This is a genomic window from Acetobacter sp., assembly GCF_047721705.1.
GTDB lineage: Bacteria > Pseudomonadota > Alphaproteobacteria > Acetobacterales > Acetobacteraceae > Acetobacter.
Window position 1 is genome coordinate 1 of the sequence record NZ_JBDNXK010000021.1, and the last position, 12,242, is coordinate 12,242.

The 12,242-nt window shown below is 59.6% G+C and carries 10 protein-coding genes; 8 read left to right on the forward strand and 2 right to left on the reverse strand.

The genetic code is table 11. The features are described from left to right. Window positions 1-45 precede the first annotated feature (45 nt). The gene (gene dcd / locus ABF824_RS05565; protein ID WP_415486897.1) at window positions 46-600 is read right to left on the reverse strand and encodes a dCTP deaminase; all 555 of its coding nucleotides are present in this window, start codon (window positions 598-600) and stop codon (window positions 46-48) included. Continuing rightward, the gene (locus ABF824_RS05570) at window positions 600-839 is read right to left on the reverse strand and encodes a hypothetical protein (RefSeq protein WP_415486898.1); all 240 of its coding nucleotides are present in this window, start codon (window positions 837-839) and stop codon (window positions 600-602) included. Before ABF824_RS05570 ends, dcd begins: the two co-directional genes overlap by 1 nt. A gap of 204 nt (window positions 840-1,043) precedes the next feature. Between ABF824_RS05570 and ABF824_RS05575 the strand changes: the two genes are divergently transcribed. The 8 genes from ABF824_RS05575 (at window position 1,044) to ABF824_RS05610 (ending at window position 12,120) form a co-directional block, all read left to right on the forward strand. Next, window positions 1,044-1,229 (forward strand): entericidin, encoded by a 186-nt coding sequence (locus ABF824_RS05575; protein WP_415486899.1) that lies wholly within the window; start codon window positions 1,044-1,046, stop codon window positions 1,227-1,229. 139 nt (window positions 1,230-1,368) lie between these two features. Next, window positions 1,369-1,812 carry a hypothetical protein gene (locus ABF824_RS05580; protein ID WP_415486900.1) on the forward strand — a complete coding sequence of 148 codons (444 nt, stop codon included), beginning with the start codon at window positions 1,369-1,371 and terminating at the stop codon, window positions 1,810-1,812. 205 nt (window positions 1,813-2,017) lie between these two features. Next, complete coding sequence (locus ABF824_RS05585) at window positions 2,018-4,615, forward strand: cation:proton antiporter (protein ID WP_415486901.1); 2,598 nt, start codon at window positions 2,018-2,020, stop codon at window positions 4,613-4,615. A 58-nt stretch (window positions 4,616-4,673) separates the two neighbouring features. Then, window positions 4,674-5,783: a tRNA dihydrouridine synthase DusB gene (dusB, locus tag ABF824_RS05590; RefSeq protein ID WP_415486902.1), complete on the forward strand. Its 1,110-nt coding sequence runs from the start codon at window positions 4,674-4,676 to the stop codon at window positions 5,781-5,783. Beyond that, complete coding sequence (locus tag ABF824_RS05595) at window positions 5,780-6,910, forward strand: two-component system sensor histidine kinase NtrB (protein WP_415486903.1); 1,131 nt, start codon at window positions 5,780-5,782, stop codon at window positions 6,908-6,910. The genes dusB and ABF824_RS05595 overlap by 4 nt, the downstream gene beginning before the upstream one ends. 80 nt (window positions 6,911-6,990) lie before the next feature. Continuing rightward, complete coding sequence (gene ntrC / locus ABF824_RS05600; protein WP_415486904.1) at window positions 6,991-8,463, forward strand: nitrogen regulation protein NR(I); 1,473 nt, start codon at window positions 6,991-6,993, stop codon at window positions 8,461-8,463. Continuing rightward, the gene (locus tag ABF824_RS05605; protein ID WP_415486905.1) at window positions 8,460-10,748 is read left to right on the forward strand and encodes an ATP-binding protein; all 2,289 of its coding nucleotides are present in this window, start codon (window positions 8,460-8,462) and stop codon (window positions 10,746-10,748) included. Before ntrC ends, ABF824_RS05605 begins: the two co-directional genes overlap by 4 nt. Then, entirely contained in the window at window positions 10,738-12,120 is a 1,383-nt protein-coding gene (locus tag ABF824_RS05610; protein ID WP_415486906.1) for a sigma-54-dependent transcriptional regulator, read from the forward strand. Before ABF824_RS05605 ends, ABF824_RS05610 begins: the two co-directional genes overlap by 11 nt. The last annotated feature ends 122 nt before the right edge of the window (window positions 12,121-12,242 follow it).

Below are 12,242 nucleotides of genomic sequence, written 5' to 3' on the forward strand. Positions count from 1 at the left end.
GCCATGCAGGGGCTTGCCCCCCCGAATAATGAAACGATCCATGTCTCAGAGCCTCGGGGTCGCGACGCCGCGCTGGTGCATGTATTTACCCGAACGGTCAGCATAACTGACTTCGCAAGGCGATGCGCCCTGGAAAAACAGGAACTGACAGATGCCTTCGTTGGCATAGATGCGGGCGGGCAGGGGCGTCGTGTTGCTGATTTCGATCGTCACCTGACCTTCCCACTCGGGTTCCAGCGGCGTGACATTCACGATGATGCCGCAGCGCGCGTAGGTGGATTTGCCAAGGCAGACGACGAGGGTGTCGCGTGGGATGCGAAAATATTCGATCGTGTGCGCGAGCACGAAACTGTTGGGCGGGATGATGCAGACTGACGCCGTGCGGGAGACGAAACTGTCCTCCGTGAAAGCCTTCGGGTCGACGATCGCGTTGTTCACATCCGTGAAGATCTTGAAATCATCGGCCACGCGTGCGTCATAGCCATAGGATGACAGACCGTAGGAGATGACGCCGTCACGCTTCTGGTTTTCCACAAAAGGTTCGATCATGCCGTCATTGAGAGCCCTCTCGCGTATCCAGGTGTCGGGCATGATCGGCATCAGTGGTTCTCCGGGCGGTTGTCTGGTCCGGACGGTTTTTCTCCCTCCGGGCTCACGGAAGGCATCTCTGCCCGCGCGCGAGCCTGCGCCTTACGCCGCCTGAGGTTGGCGCGCAAGGCCTCCGCTTCTGCGGCGAGGCGTTCCTGACGCGCCGCTTCGGCCGCGGGACTCAGTCGAGGGCCGTCGGTCTTGTCCTTGTCGCGAGTGGTGGATCGGGAAGGCGTGTCGGGTGCTGTCATTCCGAAATCTTCATGTCCAGACCTAGTGTCATCCTCTATGCCGGTTCTGGCGGCGGTCCGTCTTTCTATCTTGCTTGCTGGCCAACGACCAGTTCCTTCGCATGGAAGGCCGGAATCCTTCCGCTTTCAGGATGAAACTTCTCTCATGTGGTGGCGTTTAATGGTTCAGTATCAATCGAACTGTGCAGGAAAATAATGATCAAAATGAAAAGCAAAAGCTCTTCCATTCTGCGTGTTGCAGGTGTGGCGTTCCTGACGCTGGGTCTTGCTGCCTGTAATGCCGTGCATGGAGCCGGGCGTGATGTAAGCGCCATTGGTCATGACGTTTCACGCGGAGCCTCCGCCACCCAGCAGGGCATTACCAACACGACAGGAGCCTCCACCCACTGAAGGTGAGGGGAAGGTGGGGCGGTTGCGTGCCCCCATTCATAACAATCTTTGTATGGCGCGATTTTGAATATTTCCGCAGTCTCGGCTGTCTGGCAGGATGGACGCGGCAAAAGTGCCCGGGCGGCGCGGAGGAAAGACATTGAGACGAAAGACGTCGATTGTGGCGTATGTTGTGGGGGCTGGCTTTTTGTGTGCTGCTCTGAACTGCGCGCGCGCTGACGCTCAGTCGACGGGAAATGAACTGGTCGATCACATCAATGCAGCCCGCGCGATGAAGACAGCCAATCCGTCCGGAGCAGAAAAGGCTTCGCGGGATCCAAATGGTGATGATCAGATCGAGAGTCTGAATGCGGCGCAGCTTGGGGCTGCCTACAAGGGGCCTACCTATTATAAAGGGCAGGCAATTCCGGCCGCGCGTCCCGTGGTGATCGACACGGGTAAATCCGGCGCGCCCGTGTCTGCTGGCATCAGCAGTGAGAAAGCTACCCCTCCGCCTGTATCGAAATCTGCCACAGACGCCTATCATGGCGCACTCTATCACCCGGCCGGCAGTTCGCCACTTCCTCCTCCTCAAGCATACTGAAGCGGATCATCCGCTTCCTGTTATCTGAACGAAAAGGAGAAGATTCCTTCATCTTCTGCTCGATGAACGCTGTTGATACAAAAAAATCATAAATTTTTGCCATAACTGCGCCTGAATTGATTCTCAGGTGAAGCTGTTCTCCTCGCGCAGGTGAGTAGCTATGAATCGGCCGCAAAACGGAATGTGGCTCTGAAGGGGATGTTGGATGGAAGTGACGGGACTGGCAGCGGTATTGCTTGCGACAGCGCTGCTGCTGGTGGTCGTCAGTGCCGTGCAGCCTGTGGCGCGGCGACTGGAGGTTTCTGAAACCGTCCTGCTGGCGCTCGTTGGCATCGTGATCGGCGGTGGCGCCGATCTGGTGATTCGGGGCACTTACACCGAAAAAATACCGACTGTAGCCGGGACCGCACTGAACGGCGTGGCGGAAACGCTGCTCGATTTTCCGATCAGCAGTGAGGTGTTTCTTCTCGTCTTCCTGCCAGTTCTGGTGTTTCAGGGCGCGCTCGCCATTGATGTGCGGCGTCTTGCGGATGAGGCGGCGACAGTGCTGCTGCTGGCCGTTGTCGCCGTTCTGGTTTCCACGGCGACCATTGGTTTCGCTCTTTTCCCGTTCGCGGGCATGCCTCTGGTCATCTGCCTGCTTCTGGGGTCGATCGTCGCCACGACCGACCCATCGGCCGTGGCAGGTATCTTCCGTGATATCGGTGCCTCATCCCGTCTCACAAGACTGGTCGAAGGCGAGGCTCTGCTCAACGATGCCGCCGCCATCGCCATCTTCGCCACGCTGCTGGAGGCAGTGACCGCCCATCGCTCCATCGCCATTGGCAGTGCGGCACTGTCCTTTGTCATCTCTTTCGCTGGCGCCATTGCCATCGGCATCCTTGGCGCGCGTCTGATGCTTTACATGATCACCGTGCTGGGCAATGCGCCTGCGGCGGAAACGACGCTGACGGTGGCGTTGCCCTACATCGTTTATATCGTCTGTGACGAAATCATCGGCGTGTCGGGGGTCGTGGCCACGGCTGCGGCGGGTCTGACCATGTCGGTCTATGGTCCGTCCACATTCCGCCCCCAGACATGGCGGTTTCTCAATGAACTCTGGCAGCAGCTCGTGTTCTGGGCCGGATCGCTGGTGTTCGTGCTGGCCTCGATGCTGATTCCGCGCCTCCTGGTGGGCATGACGCGCTGGGACATTGTGCTGATCCTGCTCTCCAGCGTCGCCGGTCTTGTCGCACGTGGCGCGGTAGTGTTCGGGCTGCTTCCCATCCTATCATGGACCCGCCTTGCGCCGCCTGTGCCCAATCCGTTCAAGGTGACGATGGTATGGGGCGGTCTGCGTGGCGCCATTACGCTCGCTCTGGCTCTGGCGGTTACGGAAAATCCGCATATCTCAACGCCCGTCGCCCATTTCGTCGGTATCATCGCTACCGGCTTTGTGCTCATCACGCTGCTGCTCAATGGCACCACGCTGCGTTCGGTCGTGCTGTTCCTTAAGTTGGACCAGCTCTCGGCCATCGATCAGGCGCTGAGACATCAGGTGCTGAGTATCGCGCTGGAAAAGGTTGCGGATCGCGCAAAGGAAACAGGCGAGGAACTCGGTTTTTCTTCAGACGCCATGCGCCCGGTGATCGACGGGCTGGAAGTGCGTGCCCATGAGGAACGCTCTGCCAATACTTTCGATACCGACCTCGCCGACCGCCAGCGAGTGACACTGGCCCTGATCACCATCGCCAGCCAGGAAAAATCGATCCTGCTCGATATTTTCCGTATTCAGGGCATATCGCGCCGCGTGATGGAAACGTTGCTGCGGACCACCGAGGCGATGATTGATGGGGCGCGTCTGGAAGGACGGTTCGGATATGTCCGCGCATTACGTCGGCGACTGAAACCCTCGGTCAGATTCCGCGTCGCCCAGTTTGTTCATAGCTGGATGCACTATGACAAGCCGCTGATGGGGGCGATGGCCGAGCGGTTCGAAATGCTGATGGTGGGCCATCTCGTCTCTATTTCGCTGGCCCGTTTTCTGCGGGAAAGCATGGAGCCGACACTTGGCACCCGTGTCAGCGAGATTGTGGCGGAGACCTTGGCCCGGCAACGCAAGATGCTGGATGAGGCGCTTGTTGCCCTGCGAATGCATTATCCGGGCTATTCGGAAGCGCTGGAAACCCGGATTTTTCGGCAGATCGTCCTGCGCCTTGAGGGGCAGCAGATTGATGACATGCACGCTGAATCCCTGATCAGTGACGAACTGTTCCGCGAGCTGCATCGTGAGGTGGATCGGCGGCGCGCGCGTCTTGAGCGCCGCATGACTTTCAATCTGCGCAACAATATCGAAGACCGCCTGCAGGGTGCTCTCGTGTTCAGAGGGCTGCCCGCAGCAGCTTTGCATGACCTGTCCATGAGCGCTTCGCTGCGGTTTCCTTCAGTGGGTGAATCGCTGCTGAAACGTGGTCACAAGGTGAAGACCGTCTATTTCGTCAGCGCAGGCAGGGCGGAAATGCACGTCAAGGAGCGGGATATTCTTTTTGGTGCGGGCGATCTTATCGGCGCGCTTGAGCTTCTCGAAGGCCAGCCCATGCCGGGAACTGTCAGAACGGTTCAGTTCGGTCACATGCTGGCTATTCCGGCCGCTCGCTTCCTGCGTCTGATGGATGATTATCCGGTCATGCGAAAGAATCTCGAAGCCGCCGTGAGGGCCCGCGCGGATCATGAGATCAACGCCGTCCATCTGTTGGGCGCTGGAGAGGAACATGAGCCGCAGGGGCAGCCTGCCACCCGTTATCTGGCCGCCTCGAAGGAATAAGTGCGTCGGGTGAGCTTTTATTGAAACGCCGTCGTCAGGCGGCTAGAGTGACGGCATCATGAGCATGGCAGAAACAAGCAAGGCGACGGCAATGGCCCTTTCGCCAATCGATCTCGGTGGCGTCGTGCTGGATACGCCAGTTATCCTCGCGCCGATGGCCGGTGTCACGGACGTGCCGTTCCGCAGGCTGGCGCGTCGTTTTGGAGCGGGCCTCGTCGTCTCCGAGATGATCGCTTCGTGGGCCATGGTGCGTGAAAATGACGCCACGCTCCGCATGGCCGAAGTGGCCGATACGGAAGGCCCAAACTCCATTCAGCTCGCTGGATGCGACCCGGACGCGATGGGAGAGGCCGCGCGAATTGCCGTCGGCAGAGGCGCGAACATCATCGACATCAATTTTGGCTGTCCGGTGAAAAAGGTTGCCGTGGGGCAACTGGCAGGCTCTGCCCTGATGCGTGACGAAGTGGCTGCCGGTCGTCTGCTGGAGGCAACCGTCAAGGCCGTGGATGTACCTGTCACTCTCAAGATGCGTATGGGGTGGGATCATGACCATCTTAATGCGCCCAATCTGGCCCGGATTGCACAGGAATCCGGCATTCGCATGATTACGGTGCATGGCCGCACGCGCCAGCAGTTCTATAACGGCTCTGCCGACTGGGCCTTTATCCGCAGGGTGAAGGAAGCCATGACACTGCCTGTCATCGCCAATGGTGATATCGTTACGGTGGAAGACGCGCGGGATGCACTCGCTCTCTCCGGCGCGGACGGCGTGATGATCGGGCGTGGCAGCTATGGGCGTCCGTGGTTCCTCGGGCAGGTCGCGGAAGCATTGCGCACGGGCGAGGCGCCTGCTGATCCGGATCTGGAAACTGAGCGGGCCGTCGTGCTGGAGCATTACGATGCGATGCTGCGCCATTTCGGTGCGCACCCGGGACTACGGCTCGCCCGCAAACATATCTCCTGGTATTCGGCTGGCCTGCCTGAGTCCGCCGGTTTCCGCGCTGCTGTGAACCGCATGGACGATGCCGCTGAAGTGATCGCCGCCATCAACGCGTTCTATGACCGGCAGATCGCTGCGGGCGCTGTCAGAGCGCCGCGCGCCAGAGGTGCGGCTGGTGAAGCTCTTGAACGCAGCGGAAGTGATGCGGAAACGCGTAAAGCTGCATGAGGCGCGCACTGTCGTCGGAAGGGCGGGGTAACGGCGCGGAGGTTCTTCCTGACGCAAACCTGCTTCTCGAAGCGCTCCCGACCCCGCTGCTTCTGGTCGGCCGCGACGACAGGATACTCTGCGTCAACACCGAGACGGAAAGCTTTTTTGCCCGGTCCCGATCGTTGCTCCAGCGTGAGACGCTGCACGATCTGGTGCCCGAAGACCATCCGCTTTTCCTGCTGCTGAGGCAGGTAAGGGAAACCGGAGGCATGGTCACCGAGCATGGCATTACTTTCAGTTCTCCCCGTTTCCACCGCGAGGGTGTGACCGTCAAAGGGTCACCTGTGATGGAGTTTCCGGATCAGGTTTTGCTGCTCATTCAGGATGCGTCTTCAACCAAAGTGCTGGATCGCCAGTTGACTTTCCGTTCAGCAGCCCGGAGCGTGTCAGGCATGGCGGCCATTCTAGCGCATGAGGTGAAGAATCCGCTCTCCGGCATTCGTGGCGCCGCCCAGCTTCTTGAGGGCTCGGTGCAGGAAAGCGACCGGGAACTCGCCGTCCTGATCCGTGACGAAGCCGACCGTATCCGCAGCCTTGTCGACCGGATGGAAATGTTCGGTGAAAAGCCCGTAGGGCGGCGCGCGGTCAATATTCACCGTGTGCTGGAACATGTCCGGGCTCTGGCGCTGAACGGATTTGCCAAGGATATTCCGATTATTGAGGAATATGATCCCTCTCTGCCGCCCGTGTGGAGCAACAGGGATGAGCTTGTGCAGGTGCTTCTCAACCTCGTGAAAAACGCCGCGGAAGCGATTACGGAATCAGGCGCGCCGGGAACCATCACTCTGTTGACGGCCTACCGCCAGGGATTGCGCCTTGCCGTGCCGGGTGCAGATCAGCGCCGTCATTTGCCGCTGGTCGTGACAGTCAGGGATACCGGGCCGGGCTTTGCCGAAGCCATCCGCCCCCATCTGTTCGAGCCGTTTCTTACGACCAAGACAGCCGGTTCCGGGCTTGGGCTGGCGCTCGCGGGAAAGATCGTCAACGACCATGGCGGCGTGATAGAGGTGGAAAGCAAACGGGGCTGCACCGAGATCAGTCTGCACCTGCCGGTCGTGACGGAGCAGACTGAGGGAATCACCTGACCAGACGGTAAATGCTTGTTGTGTCTCAAACAATTCCGCGCATGATCGCGCAGGCTTTTCAAAGGTGATAATTTTCTCATATGGCGCTGCCCACCATCCTCGTCGCCGATGACGATCGTTCAATCAGAACTGTTCTCAGTCAGGCACTGGGCCGCGCGGGATATCAGGTGCGCACGACCGCAAGCGCCGGCGCATTGTGGCAATGGATCGAGGATGGAGAGGGCGATCTGGTCATCACCGATGTGATGATGCCCGATGAAAACGGTCTCGACCTCGTGCCCCGTATCCGGCGGGTTCGACCGGATCTGCGCGTGCTGGTGATGAGTGCGCAGTCAACGCTGGTGACAGCCGTGAAAGCGACACAGCGCGGCGCATTTGAATATCTTCCCAAACCCTTCGATCTGACTGAATTGTTGGCGGTGGTGGAGCGTGCACTCAGCGCGCCTGTGTCGGCGCTTCCGATGCCTGCCACGCAGAAGGCGCCTGAAGAACAGATGCCTCTGATCGGCCGCTCCACGGCGATGCAGGACATCTACCGGATGATCGCGCGCCTCACGACGTCGGACCTCACAGTCATGATCAGTGGCGAAAGCGGGACTGGCAAAGAGCTTGTGGCACGTGCACTGCATGACTATGGCCGACGCAGGACCGGGCCATTTGTGGCGGTAAATGTCGCGGCCATCCCACGCGAGCAGATCGAGGCGGAACTGTTCGGACAGGAGAGGGGAGCCGGCAATCTCGTAGGCACGCGCTCATCGGGGCGTTTCGAGCAGGCCGCAGGGGGCACGCTCTTCCTTGATGAGGTGGGCGACATGTCGCAGGAGGCGCAGACGCGTCTGCTACGTGTGTTGCAGGAAGGGGAGTTCACGGCTGCCGGAGGCCGACAGGCCATTCGGGCCAATGTCCGCATTGTCGCTTCCACCCAGCGGGATCTGAAGCAGTGCATTCGCGAAGGCACATTCCGCGAGGATCTGTTCTATCGCCTCAATGTCGTGCCGATCCGCATTCCACCGTTACGGGAGCGAGTGGAAGATATTCCGCTGCTTGTGCGCCACTTTCTCGATATGAGCGCGGAGGGCGATCATTCCCCGATCACCCTGAGCGATGAGGCGATGAAGCGTCTTCAGGCATGGCAGTGGCCGGGCAATGTCAGGGAACTGGAAAACCTGATCCGACGCATTTCCGTGCTTTATAGCCACGACATCATCGGTGACGCCGTTATCGAAACCGAGTTGATGGAAACGATGCGGCAGGGACCCGTCCCGATGGGAGCCCGTCTGGAAGCCGAAGAGCCCTTTTCCTCCGTTGTGGAACGACATTTGCGCAAGTTCCTGACGGAGGCCGAGAACAGTGGCATGCCCGTTACCGCCCTGCATGAGCGGGTCATCGCGGAAGTCGAGCGACCTCTCATTCGGCTTGTGCTGGAATCGACGCGGGGAAACCAGATTCGTGCGGCGGCGGTGTTGGGCGTCAACCGCAATACATTGCGCAAGCGGATACGGGATCTCGAAATCCCCCTGTCAAAAGGGTCGTCGGACCGGGATGCAGGATGAGGCGTAGCGTGAACGGCAACAACATCGTCACACGCGCACTGGAACTGCGGAGCGTTTCCTTCATTCTCGTAGCACTGGCGCTTCTGCTGGTGTTCGCGATGTTTGTCGTGCTGTCGGGGGGAGCCGTGATGGCGCACCACCCCATCGTGCAGAACGCCATCTTCGTGCTTGGTGGTGCCACGCTCCTGTTGTTGGCAGTGATGATCGGCCTTTGGACACGCCGTCTGGTCAGGGAGCGCCGCCAGCTTGGCGGGGCCGCAGGCGCGCGCCTTCACGTGCGGCTTGTGTCACTGTTCGGGCTGGTTGCCGTCGCCCCGACAATCGTGATCGGCATTTTTGCCACGCTGTTCTTCGATTACGGCATCCAGATATGGTTCTCCGATCGGGTGAACACGGCGTTGAACGAAGCGCTGGAAGCCTCTCGCGGATATCTGACCGAGCACAACGCCAATATCCGCACAGAAGCGTTTTCGTTGGCCAACTACCTGGTCAGCGCCGAGAACGAGTTGCAGATCAACGGCACGGATCTGTTGCATGACCCCGATACGCTGGGGCAGATGCTGGACAGTCAGGCGACCATTCGCGGTCTGACCGAGGCTGTTGTTTATGACCCGATCACCAACAAGGTCATCGCGGCCGGAGGAATGCTGAGCCGATCCGGTTATAATCAGCCGCTTCCCCCGCCTTCGGCGGCAGTGATGGCGCGGACGAATGATGTCGCCATTTATGACAGCCCCGATGAAAAGGTCGTGCGCGCCGTCGTGACGGTGAGCGAAACGCCGGAAATGATGCTGGTCATCACGCGCCCCGTCGATCCGGAAATCGTCGGGCACATGCGCAAGACCGAAAAGGTGGTGTCGGACTACAAGCGTCTGGACCGCAACCGGATGAAGATTCAGGTCATCTTCGTGATGATCTTCGTGCTGGTGGCGTTGCTGGTCATGCTCGCTGCGGCTCTGATGGGGCTGACGCTCGCCCGGCAGATCGCGCGCCCGCTTGGGCTACTGATGGATGCGTCGCACAAGGTCAGTGAAGGCGATCTGTCAGTTCGTGTGCCGGAGGATGGGCGAGATGACGAGATCCGCAGTCTCTCCCATGCCTTCAATCTGATGACCGATGAACTCGCGAGCCAGCGCACGCAGCTGATGGATGCGTATGAGCAGATCAACGAACGCCGACGCTTTACGGAAGCCGTGCTTTCCGGCGTTTCCGCTGGGGTCATCGGTCTGGACGCGCATGCGAAAATCGAACTTCCCAATCTTGCAGCCTCCAATCTGCTGGGACGTGACCTGACGCTCAGCATCGGCGGCGCGCTGGATGAGGTGATCCCCGAGTTTTCTCCGGTTCTGACGGCGCTTCAGGCGGGCAACGGCCGGGTGCAGACGCAGGAAGTGCAGATCGGCACGCCGGGGCATCGCCGTATCCTGCTGGTGCGGATTGCGGCGGAGATCGGGGACGCCGAGACGCGAGGATATGTCGTCACGTTCGATGACATTACGGCGCTTCAGGCGGCTCAGCGCAAAGCCGCATGGGCCGACGTTGCGCGACGGATCGCCCATGAGATCAAAAATCCGCTAACGCCCATCCAGCTTGCCGCCGAGCGGTTGAAACGGCGCTTCCTGAAAGAGATTTCCTCGGACCCTGATACCTTCCGCCAGTGTGCTGACACAATTGTCCGGCAGGTGGGGGATATCGGGCGTATGGTCGATGAATTCTCGGCTTTTGCACGGATGCCGCAGCCGCGCATGGCGGATGAGGATCTGTCCGCCATCGTGAGGGAGGCGCTTGTTCTGCAGAAAGGAGCACACCCGGAGATTCTTTACGACGTCCGCCTTCCTGTGGGACAAGGACCGATGCTTTCCTGTGACCGGCGCCAGATCGGCCAGACCCTTACCAATCTTCTCCAGAATGCAGCGGACGCTGTTGCCATGACGGGGCGGGGTTCCGGGTTGCAGGTCGCTCATGGGTCTGAGGAAACCATTGGTGTTTCCGGGAGTTACGTAGGGACGATCCGTGTCGAGGTCAGGGAAGATGGGGAGCAGGCTCAGATTATCGTAACGGATGATGGGGTAGGTTTGCCGAAAGATGATCGGGAGCGGTTGACGGAGCCGTATGTCACCCACAAACCTAAAGGGACAGGGCTGGGGCTGGCCATTGTCAAGAAAATCATGGAAGACCATGAAGGGACAGTCGAACTCAGGGATCGTCCTGATGGCGACGGGACGGAGGCTGTTCTGACCTTGCCGCTCAAGACTGGAGCACAGAAAGAAAACCATGGCGTATGAAATCCTGATCGTCGACGACGAACCGGATATCCGCATGCTGATCGAGGGTATCCTTCATGACGAAGGATACGAGACCCGAGTGGCCGGTGATTCGGACTCGGCTCTGGCGGCCTTCAGGGCGCGGCGTCCTTCGCTGGTCATTCAGGACATCTGGTTACAGGGTTCGAAACTCGACGGGCTCGAAATCCTCAAGACGATGCAGGCTGAAGACCCAAGCGTTCCCGTCGTGATGATTTCCGGACATGGTACGATCGAGACAGCCGTGGCGGCTCTCCAGCACGGCGCTTACGATTTTATCGAGAAGCCTTTTCAGTCCGACCGCCTGCTGGTGATTGTGCGCCGGGCACTGGAAGCATCTCGTCTTGAACGGGAAAACGCGGAACTGCGTCTTCGGGCCGGTCCTGAAAGCACGCTGTTCGGCGAAAGCGCGGCGATTTCTTCAGTTCGGGCTCAAATCGAGAAAGTTGCACCGACCGGCTCCCGCGTGCTGATCACTGGCGCGCCGGGCAGCGGCAAGGAAGTGGCGGCGCGGATGATCCACGCGCGGTCCCGCCGGGCAGACGGGCCGTTCATAGCGCTGAACTGCGCCACGCTTGCCCCCAGCCGCTTTGAAGAAGAGCTGTTCGGTCTGGAAGGGCTGGAAGGCATTCCTCGTCGGATCGGTGTTCTGGAGCGCGCTCACAACGGCACGCTGCTATTGGATGAAGTGTCCGATATGCCCATCGAAACGCAGGGCAAGATCGTCCGGGCGTTGCAGGATCAGAGTTTCGAGAGGATCGGCGGGTCAACACGCGTCAAAGTTGATGTGCGCGTCATCTCCACGACGAACCGGGATCTTCAGACGGAAATCGCCGGAGGACGGTTCCGGGAAGACCTTTATTACCGTCTGGCCGTTGTTCCGCTCCGTATTCCAAGCCTGCGTGAACGTCGCGAAGATATTCCCGATCTGGCACGCATGTTCCTGCGGCGGGCCGCGGAAACAGCCGGGCTTGCGGTGCCGGAGCTAAACGTGGACGCGATGGCGGCCCTTCAGGCTTACGACTGGCCCGGCAATGCGCGTGAATTGCGTAACCTGATGGAACGTCTGCTGATCATGTCGCCGGGCAATGAGCCCATCCGGGCGGACATGCTGCCGTCTTCGATCAGCGAGGGTGCGCCGGCGCTGCTCAAGTTCGATTCCAATGCGGATGTCATGAGCCTGCCGCTGCGTGAAGCGCGGGATCTGTTCGAGACCCAGTATCTTCAGGCCCAGCTTCTGCGGTTCGGTGGCAACATCAGTCGGACAGCGGGATTCGTGGGAATGGAGCGCAGTGCGCTGCACCGGAAACTGAAACAGCTCGGTGTCACGTCCGAGGATCGCGCCGTTACATGAGGGCCAGCATCTGGACTGAAAATCCAGTATGCTGAATGATAATTATTTCATTCATTAGTATGGACAGAAGATGGGGAAGGGCGCATGTGCTTTTCTCATCACTCTGTGTTGATGAGTATCAA